Source organism: Nocardia sp. XZ_19_231 (assembly GCF_015355705.1).
Lineage (GTDB): Bacteria > Actinomycetota > Actinomycetes > Mycobacteriales > Mycobacteriaceae > Nocardia > Nocardia salmonicida.
On sequence record NZ_JACUZI010000001.1, the window covers coordinates 558,236 to 576,698 of the forward strand.

General features: G+C 67.8%; 20 protein-coding genes and 1 pseudogene. 15 read left to right on the forward strand and 6 right to left on the reverse strand.

The window, feature by feature from the left end; genetic code table 11:
- Positions 1–40: 40 nt before the first annotated feature.
- Positions 41–1,534: a carboxylesterase/lipase family protein gene (locus tag IBJ82_RS02410; RefSeq protein ID WP_194824297.1), complete on the reverse strand. Its 1,494-nt coding sequence runs from the start codon at positions 1,532–1,534 to the stop codon at positions 41–43.
- Between the two features lie 67 nt (positions 1,535–1,601).
- On the reverse strand, positions 1,602–2,297 hold the full coding sequence (locus IBJ82_RS02415; RefSeq protein ID WP_194824298.1) for a maleylpyruvate isomerase family mycothiol-dependent enzyme: 696 nt from the start codon (positions 2,295–2,297) through the stop codon (positions 1,602–1,604).
- A 165-nt stretch (positions 2,298–2,462) separates the two neighbouring features.
- Here IBJ82_RS02415 and IBJ82_RS02420 point away from each other — a divergent pair, with 165 nt between their 5' ends.
- A complete protein-coding gene (locus tag IBJ82_RS02420; protein ID WP_194824299.1) occupies positions 2,463–2,630 on the forward strand; it encodes a hypothetical protein in 168 nt (55 codons plus the stop codon).
- 23 nt (positions 2,631–2,653) lie between these two features.
- Positions 2,654–3,364 (forward strand): PIG-L deacetylase family protein, encoded by a 711-nt coding sequence (locus tag IBJ82_RS02425; protein WP_194824300.1) that lies wholly within the window; start codon positions 2,654–2,656, stop codon positions 3,362–3,364.
- Here the strand turns inward: IBJ82_RS02425 and IBJ82_RS02430 are convergent, their stop codons facing one another.
- Positions 3,365–4,051, reverse strand: a complete 687-nt coding sequence (locus tag IBJ82_RS02430; RefSeq protein ID WP_370585113.1) for an HD domain-containing protein — start codon at positions 4,049–4,051, stop codon at positions 3,365–3,367.
- Between the two features lie 111 nt (positions 4,052–4,162).
- Here IBJ82_RS02430 and IBJ82_RS02435 point away from each other — a divergent pair, with 111 nt between their 5' ends.
- From IBJ82_RS02435 to IBJ82_RS02445, 3 genes are all read left to right on the forward strand, one after another.
- Positions 4,163–5,314, forward strand: coding sequence for a glycosyltransferase (locus IBJ82_RS02435; RefSeq protein WP_194824301.1), 1,152 nt, complete (start codon positions 4,163–4,165; stop codon positions 5,312–5,314).
- Between the two features lie 90 nt (positions 5,315–5,404).
- Entirely contained in the window at positions 5,405–5,596 is a 192-nt protein-coding gene (locus tag IBJ82_RS02440) for a DUF3046 domain-containing protein (RefSeq protein WP_194824302.1), read from the forward strand.
- A gap of 7 nt (positions 5,597–5,603) precedes the next feature.
- Positions 5,604–6,836, forward strand: a complete 1,233-nt coding sequence (locus IBJ82_RS02445; RefSeq protein WP_194824303.1) for a phosphotransferase — start codon at positions 5,604–5,606, stop codon at positions 6,834–6,836.
- Positions 6,837–6,846: 10 nt separating this feature from the next.
- On the opposite strand, the gene IBJ82_RS02450 is transcribed toward IBJ82_RS02445, so the two are convergent.
- A complete protein-coding gene (locus IBJ82_RS02450) occupies positions 6,847–7,362 on the reverse strand; it encodes a CGNR zinc finger domain-containing protein (protein ID WP_194825130.1) in 516 nt (171 codons plus the stop codon).
- Positions 7,363–7,491: 129 nt separating this feature from the next.
- Here IBJ82_RS02450 and IBJ82_RS02455 point away from each other — a divergent pair, with 129 nt between their 5' ends.
- The 10 genes and pseudogenes from IBJ82_RS02455 (at position 7,492) to IBJ82_RS02500 (ending at position 16,792) form a co-directional block, all read left to right on the forward strand.
- On the forward strand, positions 7,492–7,953 hold the full coding sequence (locus IBJ82_RS02455; RefSeq protein WP_194824304.1) for a VOC family protein: 462 nt from the start codon (positions 7,492–7,494) through the stop codon (positions 7,951–7,953).
- Positions 7,954–7,958: 5 nt separating this feature from the next.
- Positions 7,959–8,840: a pyridoxamine 5'-phosphate oxidase family protein gene (locus IBJ82_RS02460; RefSeq protein WP_194824305.1), complete on the forward strand. Its 882-nt coding sequence runs from the start codon at positions 7,959–7,961 to the stop codon at positions 8,838–8,840.
- A 23-nt stretch (positions 8,841–8,863) separates the two neighbouring features.
- Positions 8,864–9,313, forward strand: a complete 450-nt coding sequence (locus IBJ82_RS02465) for a nuclear transport factor 2 family protein (protein ID WP_194824306.1) — start codon at positions 8,864–8,866, stop codon at positions 9,311–9,313.
- 172 nt (positions 9,314–9,485) lie between these two features.
- Complete coding sequence (gene recA, locus IBJ82_RS02470; protein ID WP_194824307.1) at positions 9,486–10,523, forward strand: recombinase RecA; 1,038 nt, start codon at positions 9,486–9,488, stop codon at positions 10,521–10,523.
- 505 nt (positions 10,524–11,028) lie between these two features.
- A pseudogene (locus IBJ82_RS34445) lies at positions 11,029–11,475 on the forward strand (regulatory protein RecX); the annotation flags it as partial.
- A gap of 574 nt (positions 11,476–12,049) precedes the next feature.
- Complete coding sequence (locus tag IBJ82_RS02480) at positions 12,050–12,700, forward strand: ABC transporter permease (RefSeq protein WP_194825132.1); 651 nt, start codon at positions 12,050–12,052, stop codon at positions 12,698–12,700.
- Complete coding sequence (locus IBJ82_RS02485; RefSeq protein ID WP_194824308.1) at positions 12,693–13,862, forward strand: betaine/proline/choline family ABC transporter ATP-binding protein; 1,170 nt, start codon at positions 12,693–12,695, stop codon at positions 13,860–13,862. The genes IBJ82_RS02480 and IBJ82_RS02485 overlap by 8 nt, the downstream gene beginning before the upstream one ends.
- A gap of 145 nt (positions 13,863–14,007) precedes the next feature.
- Complete coding sequence (locus IBJ82_RS02490) at positions 14,008–14,781, forward strand: ABC transporter permease (protein WP_194825133.1); 774 nt, start codon at positions 14,008–14,010, stop codon at positions 14,779–14,781.
- Positions 14,778–15,758, forward strand: a complete 981-nt coding sequence (locus IBJ82_RS02495) for a glycine betaine ABC transporter substrate-binding protein (RefSeq protein ID WP_194824309.1) — start codon at positions 14,778–14,780, stop codon at positions 15,756–15,758. Before IBJ82_RS02490 ends, IBJ82_RS02495 begins: the two co-directional genes overlap by 4 nt.
- Before the next feature lie 173 nt (positions 15,759–15,931).
- Positions 15,932–16,792 carry a 3-hydroxyacyl-CoA dehydrogenase gene (locus tag IBJ82_RS02500; protein ID WP_194824310.1) on the forward strand — a complete coding sequence of 287 codons (861 nt, stop codon included), beginning with the start codon at positions 15,932–15,934 and terminating at the stop codon, positions 16,790–16,792.
- A gap of 93 nt (positions 16,793–16,885) precedes the next feature.
- On the opposite strand, the gene IBJ82_RS02505 is transcribed toward IBJ82_RS02500, so the two are convergent.
- Both IBJ82_RS02505 and IBJ82_RS02510 read right to left on the reverse strand, forming a co-directional pair.
- Positions 16,886–17,776: an amino acid ABC transporter permease gene (locus tag IBJ82_RS02505; RefSeq protein ID WP_194824311.1), complete on the reverse strand. Its 891-nt coding sequence runs from the start codon at positions 17,774–17,776 to the stop codon at positions 16,886–16,888.
- On the reverse strand, positions 17,773–18,444 hold the full coding sequence (locus IBJ82_RS02510; protein ID WP_194824312.1) for an amino acid ABC transporter permease: 672 nt from the start codon (positions 18,442–18,444) through the stop codon (positions 17,773–17,775). The genes IBJ82_RS02505 and IBJ82_RS02510 overlap by 4 nt, the downstream gene beginning before the upstream one ends.
- Positions 18,445–18,463 lie beyond the last annotated feature (19 nt).

Consider the following 18,463-nt stretch of genomic DNA (forward strand, 5'->3'; position numbering starts at 1 on the left):
ATCGGCACGCCGGTCGAGGACGCGGCGTGCCGATCGGAGGTCAGGCTGGGGCGACGGCCTGACGCAGGGCCGCGAGCTCCGCGGCGCGGGGGTCGGTGACGGTGGCTGATTCGGGGACGTCGAAGATGCGGACGCTCTTCTCGTCGGCGGTGAACGGGGCCCAATCGATGGTGCCGTCGGTGGCGAAAGCGACCCACGCGGCGTGCATTTCGTCGGCAAGCGACTGCGGCGGGGTGGGGCCGGTGAGGGAGTGTGCCTCGTCGATGGTGTCGAAGACGAACGGGATTTCCAGCACGTGGCAGGCTCCGAGCCCGGGAAGGGTTGTGGGCCAGGCGAATTCGTAGACGTGGGTGGAGACGGTGGCGGCGCTCGCTTCGGCGAAGTCGTAGGTGCCCGCGCGGAAACTCATGTCGGTGAGGATGGCGTTGAAGATCTCGGCGGGGGTGGCATCGGGACGCTCGGTCGAATACGTCTGGGCGACCGCGGGATCGATGCCGTAGCGGGTGAGGACGAAGGGCAGCGTGTCGGCGGTGATGGCGGCGGCGAGCCCTGCGGGGACGGTGAAGAAGCGGAACTCGTCGGAGGTGGTGCCCGCGATGAGGGGGACCGCGCGGTCCGGGTGTGCGAGAAGAACCTCGGTCGGTGGGCCTTCCACGATGTCGTTGTCGATCACCGGGAACAGGCTCATGATGCCGCCGCCCAGTTGGATCACCGATCGGCCCCACCGCTGCGGATCGGGATCGGTCATCAGGGCCAGCGCGACGGCGTTCTGCGCGGTGCGCAGCTCATCGGGGCCGAGTGTGCCGAAGTCTTGTGCGGTGGGCGAGATTCCCAGTTCGGCGGCGAGTGCGGCGGACACCTTGCGCGCGTCCTCGGCGTCGGCGGCGACCGCGCCGTTGCCGCTCTGCATGATCGCGCGGCGGAACAGTCCGGTCGTCTGCGGTGCGGCGATCAACGCCGCCACACTCATCGCGCCCGCGGACTCACCGAAGATCGTCACGTTGTCGGGATCGCCACCGAACGCGGCGATGTTCTCGCGCACCCAGCGCAAGGCGAAGATCTGGTCGTGCAGTCCACGATTCGACGGCGCGCCCTCGATCTCGGCGAATCCCGACACCCCGAGGCGATAGTTGATCCCCACCATGACCACACCGTCTCGGGCGAAGGCCGTCCCGTTGTAGATCGCGCGTGCGTTGGACCCACGGACGAACGCGCCGCCGTGAATCCACACCAGCACCGGGAGACCCGAGGCGGCAGGGTCGGGCGTCCAGATATTCGCGTTGAGGTACTCGTCGCCGGGGATGTAGTCGCTGCCGAGCAGGGCGTGGATCGGTGCGGGATACGGCGTCTGCGCGCAGGTGGCGCCCATCTCGGTCGCCTCTCGCACGCCTTCCCAGGCCGGTGCGGCCTCGGGCAGCTGGAATCGTTTCGGCCCGACCGGCGCCGCCGCGAACGGCACGCCGAGAAAGCGGGTGACGCCTGCCTCGGTGTAGCCGCGTATCGCGCCGCTCGTGATCGTGACGATGGGTTCCATGAAAGTCCTCCTACGCGCAGTGAGCCCCGATTATGGACGCTTGTCCGGCTTGCCGTCAGTCGTTTGCCTACGGAACGAGTGGCCCGGCCAGCACTCGCTCGCCCCCCGCGCGGTCGCCGTCCCAGGTGAACTCGGGGTCGACGCCGGACTTGCGGGCCCACAGGGCCAGGAGCAGGTCCGATGCGGTGCCCGCGAGTTCGGCGACCGGCTCGCCGGGGCCGTAGGTCCAGCTCTTGGGGGTGTCGGTGGCCCGGACCCGCAGCGCCACCTCCGGTTCGACCGCAAGGCCGCGGTGGATCATCCGGGGCGCGAACAGCTCGAAGACCTCGTCGATGCCGTCGACCGCGAGATCGGGGTCGAACGCGTCGGCCTTGCCGAGGGCATTCTGACCGTCCCACAGGTGCATGAGCGTCTCGTGGGCGCGGCGTCGACGCCAGAAACCGACGGTGCGCGGCATGGACCTGGTGAAGGTCCAGGCCTCCTGGTCCTCGTCCGCGGACAGCGAGGTCGCCAGGGCGTCGGCGGTCGACTCGTACCACTCCTGCAGGGCCGCGGGATCCTTCGGTGCGGGCTCGCCCTCGAAATCGCCGCGCATTTCGGCCACCGCGGTGACCACCCACAGATTTCCGCGCCCGACGTGATCGACGAGGTCGTAGACGGTCCAGTCGCCGCAGGACGGCACCGGCGCGGCGAGATCGGTCTCGACAGTGATGAGCTCACCGAAGGCGGTGAGCTTGGCACAGAGCAACGCCAAGTAGTCCATGCCGAACACGGTAGCCGGGTAACCGCTGCGGCGCCGGTCTCGGGGTGAACCCTGATCTACACCCGGATATCGGTGCTGACCTGGTGATCTCTCGGCCACGGGGTGGCAGCATCGAAGATATCGGATCGCGCGAGTGCGGTCTCGGAGCTGGCGAGGAGTCACATCATGGTTCTGAAAGTTATCGGCATCGTCGCGGTCGCGCTGATCGCGTTCTGGATTCTGGGCGCGCTGATCGAGGCGCTGATGCCCATCCTGGTGATCGGGGCGATCGGTACCGGTGTGTACCTGCTGTACAAGGCGGTGTCGGGAAGCGACAAGACCCCGATCAGCTAGTCGCCTGTGGTTAGCATGGCGGGGTGGAACAGGTACCCGAGGACTGGCAGCGCGGACTGGTGATCGTCGCCCATCCCGACGACATCGAATACGGCGCCGCCGCGGCGGTCGCGCGATGGACGGGGCAGGGCAAGGACATTCGCTATCTGCTCGTCACGCGCGGCGAGGCGGGGATCGCGGGGATGCCGCCCGCGCAGGCCGCGCCGCTGCGGGAGATCGAGGAGATCTCCGGAGCGCGCGAAGTCGGCGTGCACACCGTCGAATTCCTCGACCATCCCGACGGCCGCATCGAGGAGGGTCTCACCCTGCGCCGCGAACTGGCCGCCGCGCTGCGCAGGCATCGCCCGGAGATGGTGGTGCTGTTCAACTTCGGCGACACCTGGGCGCCGGGCGTGGTCAACAGCGCCGATCACCGGGCTGTCGGTCGATCGGCGATGGACGCGATCTCCGACGCGGGCAACGAATGGATCTTCCCCGAACTCGCCGACCTGCCACCGTGGTCGGCGCGTTGGGCGGCCGTGGTCGGCCCGGTCGCCACGCACGCGGTGGATGTGGGCGCTCATCTGGAGCAGGCGCGCGCGTCGTTGTCGGCGCATCGGCGTTATCTGCAGGTTCTGAGCCCGGTGCCGGTGGAGGAGCAGGTGCGCGAAATCGTCACCTTCGCCACGGGTCCCAAGCAAGGATTCCCCGCCGAACACGCCGTCGGCTTCGAACTGTTCACCTTCGGCGGCTGATCAGCGGGCGGCGACGCGATCGACGACCGGGCGCCAATCCCGCAGGGGCGCAACGTGTAAACCGATCACTTTGCCCGCGTCGTCAGCCCTGCGCAGCGCCAGCGCGGCGGTGAAATCGGGGTCGGCGCGGAAGGCTTCGACCTCGGTGGGGGTCATCGGGCCACCCTGTGCGATCAGTGTGCGCCGACTCGACGCCGACAATGCGCAGGCGTGGGTCGAATCTGTCGCCGCCAGAAAGCGTTTCGCGACCACATGGAGTTCCACCAGTCGTGCCACGCGTGCGCCGAGCAGGCCGCGGACCGCTTCGGCTCCGTGCCTGCCGTGGTCGGCGTCGTCGCCGGGGACAAGTACGTGGCCGATGTCGTGGATCAGGCCCGCGACCTGGAGTTCTTCGTCGTCGGGGTGGTCGCGGCGCAACAGTTGCGCGCACTGTCGATCGTGATCGAGGATGTCGACGGGGTCGCCGGTGCGGTCCGCGGTGTCCCAGGCGTCGGCGCACCGCTCGAGGAGTACGAACAGGTCGTCGACGGTGTCGATCGGAGTGACGGGAGAGCCACCGGCTTCCTCGATCCCGCTTGGCTCGACCGGGAAGGAACCGGACCGCACACGATCACCGCTGCCGGATTCACTGGGGTAGTGGCTGTGCGACCGGCCGGGCGCGGTGGAGTCGGGACTGTCGGGTGGCACGTGATCGCTCCTGCCGGTTTCGATGCTGTGGTGCGGCGGTCAAGGTAGCGCAGAAACCGCAGTTCGGTTGTCCGAGGTGGGTGCGGCCTGGGGATATGGCAGGGTGGGCGGATGCGAATAGCTGTGGTGGCCGGGCCCGATCCAGGGCATGCGTTTCCCGCGATCGCGTTGTGTCTGCGATTGCTGGCCGCGGGGGACGAACCCGTGTTGTTCACCGGGCCGAGATGGCTCGATCAGGCCCGCTCCGCGGGGATCAGCGTGCGCAGGCTCAAGGGCCTCGCGCCGCGCCCGACGGACGACGACACCGACGCGGGGGCCCGGATCCACGATCGCGCCGCCCACATCGCCACCGAGAACCTGCCCGAACTCAGCGCGATGCTGCCGGACCTGGTCGTCTCCGACGTCCTCACCGCGGGCGGCGGGATGGCGGCCGAGCGACTGGGACTGCCGTGGGTCGAATTGTCACCGCACCCGCTCTACCTACCGTCGAAAGCCTTGCCGCCGATCGGCAGTGGCCTGGCGCCGGGGGAGGGCGTGCGTGGTCGCATGCGCGACGGTGTCCTGCGCACGATGACCGCACGCGCGGTCCGCACCGGCCACCGTCAGCGCTCCGCGGCTCGCGAAACCATCGGCCTGCCCGCTGAGGATCCCGGTCCCGCCGCGCGCCTGGTCGCCACCCTGCCCGCCCTGGAGATGGACCGCCCCGACTGGCCCGCCGACACCCACGTCGTCGGACCGCTGCTGTGGGAACCCACCGACGCGGTACTTCCACTGCCCCCGGGTGACGCCCCGCTGGTGATGGTGGCGCCCTCGACCGCGCACACCGGCGTCGCCGACATGGCCGACATCGTCCTGGCCAGCCTGGCCGGACTCGGTGTGCGCGCTGCCATCTCGACCCTCGACACCCCACCCGCCGAACTTCCCGACTGGGCTACCGCGGGCCTCGGCCGCCAAGACGAATTGCTCACCCACGCCGCGGTCGTGGTCGGCGGCGGCGGACACGGCCTGCTCGCCAAATCCCTGGCCGCGGGGGCGCCGGTGGTGACCGTCCCCGGCGGCGGTGACCAGTGGGAGCTCGCCAATCGTGCGGTACGGCAGGGAAGTTCGGTGCTCGTGCGACCGCTCACGCCCGAGGCGGTCGGCGCCGCGGTGCGGCAGGTGCTCGACGACCCCGCCTACGCCGCAGCGGCTCGGCACGCCGCCGCCGGTCTGGTGGAGGTCGAGGACCCGGTTCAGGTCTGTCACGACGCCGCGAAGCGGTAGTCCGTCGCCGACAGTCGCCGGTCGTCGCAAACATTGCTGGACTGAGCGGGGCCCTGTCGGCGCTCGCCCAGCGCGAGTATCTTGGGCAACGTGCGATTGACCGAATTCCAGGAGCTGATGCACACCGAGTTCGGCGTGGCGCGCGCCGACGCCATGCTGACCGATCACGTGATACCCCAACTGGGGCACACGGGGGCGGTGGCGATCGACAACGGTGTCGACCCGCGTGACGTGTGGCGAGCGTTGTGTGTCGACTTCGACGTCCCCCCGAACCGGTGGTGATCAGGCAATGGCCGTGACAACGCAGAACTCGGACACGCGACCGTATCGGTTCGACGAGCGGTTGCGGATGATCCCGGTCGACGCCGAGACCCTCACGGCCCGGGTGGCCGTCGCCGATCCCCATGATTTCCCCGGCCTGCGCAGGCTCGGCATCGCGTTGATGCTGCTCGGGCGCTACGACGAGGCCCTCGACCGGCTCGATCAGGCCCTCGAACTGGCCGATTCCGAGCAGCGCCGGATCACCGTCTGGATCAATCTGGCCGATGTCTACCGGTACCAGGGTGAACCGTCGCACGCCGAGATCCTGTACCGCCGGGCCCTGCACGCCAGTCGCGCGCTCGATCCCGATCTCGTCTCCTTCGCCGCCCACCACCTGGGCAAATCGTTGGCCGAACAGCACCGGCCGCGGGAGGCGCGTGAGCTGCTCAAGGAGGCCATGCGGCTGCGGGTGGTCGACGGCGATTCCGAGCTCATCGAATCCACCCGCGCGGCCCTCGACCACCTCGACGAGCTGGCCCTGCCGCTCCCGCCGGTCATCGAGACCCTGCTCGGGCCGGTGCCCGTGTGGTCGCAGGAGCACGAGGGTCGTGGCGGAAATCTTGTCCGGTCGGGCGGGTACTGGATCAAGCGTGGTCCGCGGGCGGTGGCCGAGTACGAGCGGCTGACCTGGTTGCGTGACAACGGGATCGCGGTTCCGCAGGTGTCCGCGTTCGCCGAGGACGTCCTCGTGCTCGCCGATGCCGCGGTCGGATCACTTGCCGGAGAATCCGATTCGGTCGAAGCCGCCGAGATCGGCACGCAGATGGGTAAGGCCTTACGTGCGTTGCACGACCTTCCGGTGGCGCAGTGCCCCTTCGACGGTGGTCTCGACGTCAGCCTGGCGCGGGCCCACCGCAATGTGGTCGAAGGCTTTGTCGACGCAGCGGATTTCGACGACGATCACCGTCATCTCTCGCCCGCGTTCATCCTCGCGCGACTGCGGGAACAGCGCCCGGTCACCGATGATCTCGTCGTGACACACGGCGACTTCACGCCGGGCAATGTGCTCACCGGTGGCCTGCTGATCGATGTCGGGGCACTCGGTCGCGGCGATCGTTATCGCGACCTGGCACTGGCCGAGCGCGACCTGGCCGAGGACTTCGGCACGGAGGCGGTCACGGCGTTCTACACCGCCTACGGCCTGGCCGAACCCGATCGCACCAAACTCGACTACTACCGGCTGCTCGACGAACTGTTCTGAGAACCGCTGCTCAACTGCTCTTGGCGTAGTGGCGCGCGGCCTTGGTGCGATTGCCGCAGGTCGCCATGGAATGCCAGCGTCGGGTGCCGTTCTTGGACGTGTCGTAGAAGAACAGCACGCAGTCGGGGTGCGCGCACTGGCGGATCCGATGCGGTGCCTCGGTGATCAGGTGCAGCAGATTGTCGGCGGCGAGCCAGCCGGGTAACCACACCGGGTCATCGACCTCGGGGATGTCGCGGGGGCCCTCGTCGGTGAGTTGGCGGCGGATGCGCCCGTGGTCGAGAACCCGGTTCAGCGCGGTGTGATCGGCGCGGGTCACGGCGTCGTGCACGGCTGCGCGCGCGGCGTGCAGCGCGGTGAGGGCGTGGTCGTCGACGGGGACGCGACCGGCGAGCCCGATGAGCTCCAGCCAGGTGCGCAGCCCGTCGAGATCGGCGAGCAGATCGCCCGGCTCGGCGCCCGCCCACCGAGTGTTGAGCAGGTCGAGAGCAGGGGGTTCGCCGGTGTGCGGACGGGGATCGCGCATGCCCGAGGTTATCAACACGACCCTCCTAACTGTCTAAAAGTATTTCAAGGGTTGACGAAGTGGGTGGACTCATCCTATGTTCTAACTGTTCAACAATTGATAGACGGTTAAAAATTCCAGGAGGAAACCATGACCACCGTTGCCGCACCTACGCTCACCACCGGCCATATCGGACTCAACGTCGCCGATCTCGACCGTTCCGTCGACTTCTATCGCCGAGGACTCGGCTTCGAAGTGCTCGGCAGCGGCGCCGACGGCGAGCGGCGCTGGGCCTTCCTCGGCCGCGGCGGTGCGTTGGTACTCACGCTGTGGCAGCAGAGCAGCGGCGAATTCTCCACCAGCACACCGGGTCTGCATCACCTGTCGTTCCAGGTCGACGACGTCGACACGGTGCGCGTCGTCGAGTCGACGCTGCGTGCGCTCGATGCAGAGTTCTTCCACGACGGTGTGGTCGCCCACGGTGAGGGGGCGTCCTCCGGTGGCATCTTCTTCGCTGATCCCGATGGTATTCGGCTCGAGGTCTTCGCCCCGCTGGGCGCCGATGCCGCACCCGCACCGGCCGGTCCTGCCCCGACCTGCGGATTCTTCTGACGAGGATGTTCCACCCCGGAGAGCTGGCCGTGCAGGCCCGCATGGGACAGGCCGAGGCGGCTGCCAGGGTCGGCCGCTCGATTCGTACCGGGATTCCGGCGGTCGCCGCGTCCTTCCTGGCCGAACAGTCGATGGTGGTGCTGGGCGCCGCGGATCCGGCGGGGCGCCTGTGGGTGAGTCCGCTCACCGGTCCCGCCGGGTTCGTGCACGCGGTCGGCGACGCGACCATCGACATCGACACGGTGCCCGAGGGTGCTGATCCGCTGGCGGTGGCGCTGTCGAGTGAGGTCGAGGTCGGATTGATCGCGCTGCAACCGCAGCGCCGGCGGCGGATGCGCGTCAACGGCACGTCGGCGGTGCGCGCGGGTGGGATACGGATCACCACCGAGCAGGTCTACGCGAACTGTCCGAAGTACATCTCGCGCAGACAGATTCGGGAGGCCTCCGTACTCGGAACAGCCGGCCCGGTGCGGCGCGGTACGACGCTGACCGCCGCCGCGGTCGAGATGATCGGTGTCGCCGATACCTTCTTCGTCGCCACCGCCGACGGTGCCGGGCATGCCGACGCCTCGCACCGCGGCGGCAATCCCGGCTTCCTGCAAGTTCTTTCGCCGACTCGGCTGCGCTGGCCGGACTACCGCGGCAACTCGATGTTCATGACATTGGGCAACCTCGCGGTACAACCGCGGTGCGGGCTGCTCGTCGCCGACTGGTCGACCGGTGCGCTGCTCCAGCTCACCGGCCGGGCCGAATTAGTCTGGGACGCGGCGGCATTCACCGCCGGTGCGCAGTGCGCCGTCGATTTCACCGTCGACGAGGTGATCGAACGCCCCGGTGCGCTCGCTGTGCGCTGGGGACCACCCGAACTCTCCCCGAACAACCCTTGATCACACCGAAAAGGACTCTCCCCATGCGACCACCCCTGCCGCCCTTCGACCTCGATTCCGCCCGCGCGAAGGTGCTCGCCGCCGAAAACGCCTGGAATACCCGAGACCCCGAACGAGTCGCCGCCGCGTACACCGAGGATTCGGTATGGCGCAACCGCGACGAATTCTTCACCGGCCATGCCGCGATCGTGGCGTTCCTGACCCGCAAATGGTCGGCCGAGAACGGCTACGCGCTGCGCAAGGATCTGTGGGCCTTCCACGACAACCGCATCGCCGTGCGCTTCCAGTACGAATGGCACGACGAGTCGGGGCAGTGGTGGCGCAGCTACGGCAACGAGCAGTGGGAGTTCGCGGCGGACGGGCGGATGGCTCGGCGCGAGGCCAGCATCAACGACGTGCGCATCGAGCAGTCGCAGCGGCGGATCTTCGGGCCACGCGCCGAGGGCGACGACTCGGTGCTGCCGCCGCGCTGACGGCTGGTTTCGCTCCCGGATTGCTGGTCGGAACGGCTGCTTCGCGTGTTGGTGGGCGCGTCGCTTGACTCGAATGGGTGTTCGACTAACCTGGGCGCCAGAACTTGTCGGTGCCGGCCTCTACTGTGGGCGCCAACCAGAGAGACACTCACCTCGAGAAGGGGCATACATCATGGCACCGCAGGCCTACGATCGCGACAAAGCGCTGGAACTGGCACTGGCGCAGGTGGAGAAGAGCTTCGGCAAGGGCGCTGTCATGCGTCTCGGTGAGGAGACGCGTCAGCCGATCGCTGTCATCCCCACCGGCTCCATCGCGCTCGACGTCGCGCTCGGTATCGGCGGGTTGCCGCGCGGTCGCGTCGTGGAGATCTACGGCCCGGAATCCTCGGGTAAGACCACCGTCGCGCTGCACGCCGTCGCCAACGCCCAGGCCGCGGGCGGTGTCGCCGCCTTCATCGACGCCGAGCACGCTCTCGACCCCGATTACGCCCGCAAGCTGGGCGTCGACACCGACGCGCTGCTGGTCTCCCAGCCCGATACCGGTGAGCAGGCCCTGGAGATCGCCGACATGCTGGTGCGCTCCGGCGCCATCGACATCCTCGTCATCGACTCCGTCGCCGCCCTGGTGCCGCGCGCGGAAATCGAAGGCGAGATGGGCGACAGCCACGTCGGCCTGCAGGCCCGCCTCATGAGCCAGGCGCTGCGCAAGATGACCGGCGCGCTCAGCAACTCCGGCACCACCGCCATCTTCATCAACCAGCTGCGCGAGAAGATCGGTGTCATGTTCGGCTCGCCCGAGACCACCACCGGTGGTAAGGCGCTGAAGTTCTACGCCTCCGTGCGCCTGGACGTGCGCCGCATCGAGACCCTCAAGGACGGCACCGACGCGGTCGGTAACCGTACCCGCGTGAAGGTCGTCAAGAACAAGGTCGCGCCGCCGTTCAAGCAGGCCGAGTTCGACATCCTCTACGGCCACGGTATCTCCAAGGAGGGCTCGCTCATCGACATGGGCGTCGAGCACGGCTTCGTCCGCAAGTCCGGTTCCTGGTACACCTACGAGGGCGATCAGCTGGGCCAGGGCAAGGAGAACGCCCGCAAGTTCCTGCTGGAGAACAAGGACGTGTGCGACGAGATCGAGAAGAAGATCAAGGAGAAGCTGGGCATCGGCGCCGTACTGACCGCCGAGGCCGACGCGCCCGCCGACTTCTGAGCCGATGACCACGCCGAGCCCCGGCGGCCACCACGATTCGGCCGACCCGGTCGAACAGATGCGCAGGCAGCTGGCTCGCCTCGGAATCGAGGTCGAGCCGGAGCCGGTGATGCCCGTGGTGGGCCGCGGCAGGGGTGCGGCCGATGAACTCGTCCGGTCGGCTCGCGACAAGCGAGCCGATTCGGATGCGAAGAGGATTCGGTCGGGTGCGGGCGATCCGCAGCGCGCGCACCCGACCGGATTCACCGATGGTGACAAACCACCGCATTTCGCTGCGCAGGTTGGCGATGATCATGAAGAGTGGGGGAGTGAGGGTCGGCGACGGCCCCGCGGCGCCCGACGCGAACGTAGGTCCGCGCGGCGCGACGAAGTCTCCCTGTCGACCGTCGTCGGTGGTGACGACGGACGGCAGGCGGATCCGGTGGCGGCCGGATCCCAGCCGGGAGAGCCCGACAGGCGGGCCGGCACACGCCGGCTCGCCCCGGGCGACCGGCCCGACGCAACCCTGGAACAGGCCAAGGATGTGTGCCTGCGATTGCTCTCGGTGCGTGCTCGCAGCCGTGCCGAACTGGAGAAACGTCTCGGCGAGAAGGGGTTCCGCCTCGAGGTGACAGAGGCCGCGCTCATCCGCCTCGCCGAAGTCGGCCTCATCGACGACATCGCTTTCGCCGAACAATGGGTACACGAGCGGCACACCTATTCCGGCAAAGGCAAGAAGGCACTGCAACGCGAACTCCGCGACAAGGGCGTCGCACCCACCGACGCCGAGAATGCCCTCGCGACCGTCACCGACGAGGCAGAACACGCCCGCGCCGCCGATCTGGTCCGTCGCAAGCTCCGCACCCTTCCTGCGGACCTGGACCGTGACAAGGCTGTGCGCCGCCTCGTGGGCATGCTCGCTCGCCGCGGCTACGACCAGTCCACCGCCTTCGCCGTCGTCACCGCCGAACTGGACGAAGCGGGCTTCGATCGCACGTCTGCCGAGGTCAGGGCGGCCCGCGCGAAGACTTCGGAGCGCGACGCCGGGGAAACCTCCAGCGACACAGCGGCGCCGGACGCGGCTGTCGGCCACACATCACCTCGGCCGACGCCCGGCGACGAACAAGCCGCTATCGACCTGGTCCGTCGCAAACTCCGCGCCATGCCCGCCGATCTCGACCGCACCAAGGCCACGCGCCGCCTGGTCGACATGCTCGCCCGCCGAGGCTACGGCTCGGCGACGGCGTTCGCGGTGGTGAAAGCCGAACTGGCGGCGGCAGACCGATGAGCACTCGGGCCGCATACGCCGATTGATGCCGAGGAGTTGGCACGGTGGCAGTGGCTCGATCAGGTGGGAGTTCGAAATTCCCACCGGGGTTGTCTGTGACGCGTAGGATGATCGCGCTGGTGAAAGATGTTTTCGCGCAGGCTGATTCGTCACATCGTGATGCGGTGGCGTGCGGGAACGTCGATGTTTCACCCTGATTCGGGTGGGAAATCCGGGGAGCAGGGCCGTAGGCGGCCGCCGAACGACGGGGAGGTGGACCCTGGACGCGTTGTGGTCGTTCGTGGTGAACCGGCGGGAGCAGTTGCTGGTCGATTCTTACCTCCATGTGTCGGCCGTGGTGCAGTCGCTGGTGCTGGCGACCGTGATCGCGGTGGTGCTCGGGATACTCGTGTATCGAAGTCCGCTAGGGTCCGCTGCCGCGACCGCGATGGCGGGCGCGATTCTCACGGTGCCCTCGTTCGCGTTGCTCGGCTTGCTGATTCCGTTCCTCGGGCTCGGTGTGGGGCCGACGATCGTGGCCCTGGTGCTCTACGCGCTGTTGCCGATCCTGCGTAATACGGTGCTCGGGTTGTCGTCGGTGGATCCGGCGGTGACCGATGCCGCGCGAGGTGTCGGTATGAACCGGTTGCGCCTGCTGACCAAGATCGAACTGCCCCTTGCCTGGCCGTCCATTCTCACCGGAATGCGGGTCAGTACTCAGATGATCATGGGCATCCTGGCCCTGGCGGCCTATGCGAAAGGCCCTGGCCTGGGCAACGTGATCTTCTCGGGACTCTCCCGCCTCGGCAGCCCGAACGCGGTGCCGCAGGCACTCACCGGCACCGTCCTCATCGTTGTGCTCGCACTCGCACTCGACGGCGTCCTGGTTCTGCTCGGACGGCTCACTATTCCGAGGGGAATTCGTGACTGACATCGAAACCACCAAGGCGGCCGCGGATTCCGGGGTGTCCGGGGTCGAGATCGTGCTCGACCGGGTCACCAAACGCTATCCCGAACAGCCCGAACCAGCGGTCGACGAGGTCTCCATGACCATCCCGGCCGGGGAGATCGTGGTGCTGGTCGGCCCGTCCGGTTGCGGCAAGACCACCACCATGCGGATGATCAACAGGCTGATCGAACCCACCTCGGGCACCGTCACCATCGGCGGCCGCGACGCGGGCGCGATCGACGCCGACGAATTGCGCCGCGGCATCGGCTATTCCATCCAGCAGGCCGGCCTGTTCCCGCACATGACCGTCGCCAAGAACATCGCCACGGTGCCGGGCCTGCTCGGCTGGGACCGCCGCCGTGTCGCCGAACGCACCGACGAGATGCTCACCCTCGTCGGCCTCGACCCCGACACCTACCGCAACCGCTACCCCCGCCAGCTCTCCGGCGGACAGCAGCAGCGCGTCGGCGTCGCGCGGGCTCTGGCCGCCGACCCGCCGGTCCTGCTGATGGACGAACCCTTCGGTGCGGTCGACCCGATCACCCGCGCGCTGTTGCAGGACGAATTGCTCCGTCTGCAAAGCGAACTCGGCAAGACCATCGTCTTCGTCACCCACGACTTCGGCGAGGCGGTGAAGCTGGGTGACCGTATCGCTGTTCTCGGCGACGGCTCCCGCATCCTGCAGTACGACACCCCCGCCGCGATCCTGGCGGCCCCCGCCGACGAGACGGTCGCCGGTTTCGTCGGCGCCACCGCCACCATCGACCGACTCGGCCTCACCGTCCTTGCCGAGATGGACCTCGACCAGGGCGTCACCGCCACCGAGGACACCGGCGCCGCGGCACTCACCACCGCCCTGCGCGACGCGGACCGCAGCTGGGGACTGGTTCTCGACCAGCGGCGGCGCCCACTCCGGCGGGTGACGACAGCCGAACTCGCCCACGCGGATTCGCTGCGTGACGTCGGTACCCCGGTCGGCGCCACCCTGCCCGCCGACGCGACCCTTCAAGACGCGCTCGCCGGGCTGCTCACCGAACGCACCGCCTCCGCCGTCGTCGTCGACAACACCGGCGCCTACGCCGGAACAGTCACCGTCGACACCCTCATCAACCACCTCGCCGCGACCGAATCGGCACCGGCATGATGCCCGAGCCGCCTCGCGGCGCGACCACCCCCGAACCCGCGGTGTCCCGGGGCGAAGCCGCTCGAGATCCTGAACCGGTACCGGGCCATCACCATGCGTGGAGGGCCCCACAGTGACGAATACTGTTTCGGCTCCCTCGCGTTCGATCGTCGACGTCCCCGCCGCGACCGCTGCTCCCGCCACCCACCGGCGCGCCGAATACCTCCGCCTGCTCGCTCAGCCGGTGATCGTGTTGATCCTTACCGTCGGTGTGCTCGTCTGGGCGTTCCGGCGCGATCTCACCGTCACCCAGCAGGCCAGTATCAGCGTGAGCAATGTCGCCCAGGTGACCTGGCAGCATGTGCTGATCACGGCGGCGGTGGTGCTCATCGTGGTCGCGGTGGCCGTGCCGCTCGGGACCGTGCTCACCAGGCACCGATTCCGCCGTCTCGCCCCGTTTTTCGTCGGCATCGCCAATATCGGAGCGTCCGCTCCGGCGATCGGGCTGATCGTGCTGTGCTACCTGGTCACCCGCACCACCGGATTCTGGGTGGGTGTCGCGCCGATCGCGTTCTGCTCGCTGCTGCCGGTCCTGCGCAATACGATCCTGGGCTACCAGCAGGTCGACCCCGCACTGATCGACGCGGGCAGGGGACAGGGCATGTCGGCCGCACTGGTGTTGCGCCGCATCGAATTCCCCCTCGCGGTGCCCTACATCCTCGCGGGTTTGCGAACCTCCCTAGTGCTGGCCGTCGGTACCGCCACCCTGTCGTTCATGGTGAGCGCGGGCGGGCTCGGCATTCTCATCGACACCGGCTACAAACTGCGCGACACCGTGACATTGACGCTCGGCGCCGTACTCGCTGTCGCGCTGGCATTGTTCATCGACTGGCTCGGTGCGCTGGCCGAACAGTTCCTCGGGCCGAGGGGGTTGCGGTGAGGATCGCCGGATGGTTGCGTGGGCTCGCCCCGGTCCTGAGCGTGCTGGTCCTCGCGAGTTGCGGACTGGAGTCGGGTGGCTCGGTGCCGCTGTCTGTCGGACCGGGCAGCATCACGCCGGTGCCCGAACTCGACGGTGTCGCGGTCACGGTGGGCTCCAAGGACTTCACCGAGGCCAACACCCTGGGTTACATGATCGAATTCGCGCTGACGGCCGCGGGCGCGAACGTGCGTGACCTGACCAATATCCAAGGCTCCAACAGCCTGCGCGACGCGCAACTGAACGGCCAGATCGACATCGCCTACGACTACACCGGCACCGGCTGGATCAACTATCTCGGCAAGGAGAAGCCGATCCCGACCGAGGCGGCCCAGTTCGAGGCGGTCCGCGACGCCGATCTCGCCGAACACGACATGGTCTGGGCCGCGATGGCGCCGATGAACAACACCTATGCCCTCGTCACCAGCAAGGGCTACGCCGAGGAGACCGGGGTTCGCACACTGTCGGACTACGCGAACCTCGTCGCGAAAGATCCCGGCGCCGCGACCACCTGCGTCGGCACCGAGTTCAACGTCCGCCCGGACGGCTATCCCGGCCTGGCCGGCGCCTACGGAATCGACCTCGGCAAGGCCCAACGCCAGATCGTCCAGGACGCGCTGGTCTACCAGGCCACCGCCGATGCGAAACAGTGTCGATTCGGCTCGGTCGCCGCCACCGACGGCCGCATTCCCGCCCTCGAACTGGTGCTGCTCGAAGACGACAAGGCCTTCTTCCCGAAGTACAACGCGTCGCTGGTCATGCACCGCGACTTCGCCGACGCGCACCCCCAGGTCGTCACGGTCATGGCCCCGATCTCGGCGCGACTCACCAACGAGGTGATCACCGAACTCAACCGTCAGGTCGACATCGACGGCCGCGAGCCTGCCGACGTCGCCCGTGACTGGATGGTCGCCGAAGGTCTCGTCACCGCGGGCTGATCTACCGCGTCGGTTAGCCGAACTGTTACCAGAGTCTGCCCGAGATGTCCGGAACGTGTGGGTCGCTCACACCACTGACTCAGCTTCGCGGGCCATGATGGACGGCGGTAGAGACAACCGGAAACCGAGACGCGCAACGATGGGGGGTCGCGTCCAGACTGGGAGGCTGACGCATGACCATCGAATTCCGCAAGGTGACCGTCCTCGGGACAGGGGTGCTCGGATCCCAGATCGCCTTCCAGACCGCCTTCCACGGGTTCGATGTCACCGCCTACGACATCGACGACGCGGCGCTCACCACCGCGCGCACCCGATTCGACGGCCTCGCCGCGGTGTATCAGCAGGACGTGGCAGGCGCCGACGCGAGCAACACCACAGCGACCGCGGCGGGCATCACCCTCACCACCGACCTGGCCGCCGCGGTGGCCGAGGCGGACCTGATCATCGAGGCGGTGCCGGAGGTACTCGAGATCAAGCGCGACCTGTACGGCAAGCTCGGTGCGCTCGCGCCCGACCGCACCGTGTTCGCGACGAACTCCTCGACGCTGCTGCCCAGCGATATCGTCGACTACACCGGGCGCCCCGATCGTTTCCTGGCGCTGCACTTCGCCAACCATGTCTGGAAGTTCAACACCGCCGAGGTGATGGGCACCGAGCAGACCGATCCCGCGGTGTTCGCCGCGGTGGCCGAGTTCGCGAAGGCGATCGGTATGGTGCCGATCGAATTGCACAAGGAGAAGGCGGGCTACGTCCTCAACTCGCTGCTGGTGCCGTTCCTGAACTCCGGAATCGAGCTCGCCGCAGGCGGATACGCCGAACCCGCCGCTGTCGACGAGACCTGGCGCATCGCCACCGGCGCCCCCATGGGCCCGTTCCAGATCCTCGACATCGTCGGCCTGACCACCCCGTACAACATCCTGATCAACGGCGACGACGACCACAAGAAGCTCGCGGCTTGGCTGAAGGAGAACTACATCGACAAGGGCAAGCTCGGTGCCGCCACAGGGGAGGGGTTCTACCGCTACAGCGCGTAGTCCCACTCGACCGACAGTGGCGTCGGATGTACCAGGAAACAACAAGCGGGGCCCGATCCAGACGGATCGGGCCCCGCTTGTCGTTGTGTGCGACTACTTCTTGGTGATGTCCACGCCGGGCGTGGCGTCGGCGAGGATCGAGTCGGCGGCCAGCACCGTCCCCCCGCTCTTCTTCCGCGACCGCAACCGCTTCTCCAGCGTGGTGGCCAGGAAGCTCAGCGCCATGTTGAGCGAGATCATGATCAGCGCGACGACGATCAGCGCGGGGATCGTGTTCTGCATCGACGCGCCTTCTTGCTGACCGGACCGCACCAGCTCCACATAGGTGATCTGGTAGCCCAGCGCGGTGTCCTTGAGGACAACGACCATCTGTGACACCAGCGCGGGCAGCATCACGGTGACGGCCTGCGGCAGCAGGATCAACCGCATGAGCTGGTTCTTGCGCAGACCCAGCGCCACGGCGGCTTCGGTTTGTCCCTTGGGCAGCGACTTGATGCCGGCGCGCACGATCTCGGCGATGACCGCGGAGTTGTAGATGGTCAGCGCGATGACCACCGCGGCCAGTGCGAGCTGATCGGACGGGAACAGGTCGTAGTCCCCGAACACCGCGAACAGGAAGATCATCAGGATCAGCACGGGGATGGCTCGGGCGAGCTCGACGATCGTGCCCGCCACCCAGCGCACCCACGAATGGTCGGACAGGCGCAGGATCCCGAAGATCATGCCGAAGAACACCGAGCCGACGATCGAGATCGCAGCGGCGGTGAGAGTGCCTTCCAAGCCGGGAAGGAGGTAGGTCTCCCAGATCTCGGACTCGAGGAACGGTTTCCACTTGGCCGCGGTGAACTGGCCCTTGTCGGCGAAGGCGTCGTAGAGCCACCACCCCGCGCCGACCAGCACGACGACGACCAGAACCGAGTACAGGTTGTGACGCAGCCGCGCGCGGGGCCCGGGAGCGTCGAACAGAACCGAAGCGCCGCTCATCGTGCCACCTCGTATCGCTTGGCCAGCCAGCCGAAGAACAGCCCGGTCGGCAGGGTGAGGACGACGAAGCCGAGTGCGAAGATCACGCCGATAGTGAGAATGGCGGCTTCGTTCTCGATCATTTCGCCCATCAGGTACGCGGCTTCGGCGACGCCGATGACGGAGGCGACCGTCGAGTTCTTGGTCAGCGCGATCAGCACACTGCCCAGGGGTGCGATGACCGCCCGGAAGGCTTGCGGCAGCACGATCAAACGGAGGTTCTGGGAGAATCCGAAGCCCAGCGATCGACCCGCTTCGGACTGGCCGAGCGCGACGGTGTTGATGCCGGAGCGCAGCGATTCGCAGACGAAGGCGGCGGTGTAGACGCTCAGCCCGATGATGGCCCAGCGATAGTTGATGATCTTGATCTCGTCACTGCCGAGTGTCCACCCGAGGGTGCTGTACAGGCCGAGCGAGGTGAATACCAGGATCAGGGTGAGCGGGGTGTTGCGGAAGACCGCTACATACGCCGCGCCGATCCCGCGCGCGACCGGAATCGGGGACACGCGCATGCCGGCGACGACGGTACCGATGACGAGCGCACCGATCGCGGAGAAGAAGGTGAGTTTGATTGTTACCCAGAACGCATCGAGGATTTGGTTGTCATACCTCGAGATCAGGTCGAACACGGACGCGCGTCCTCCGATC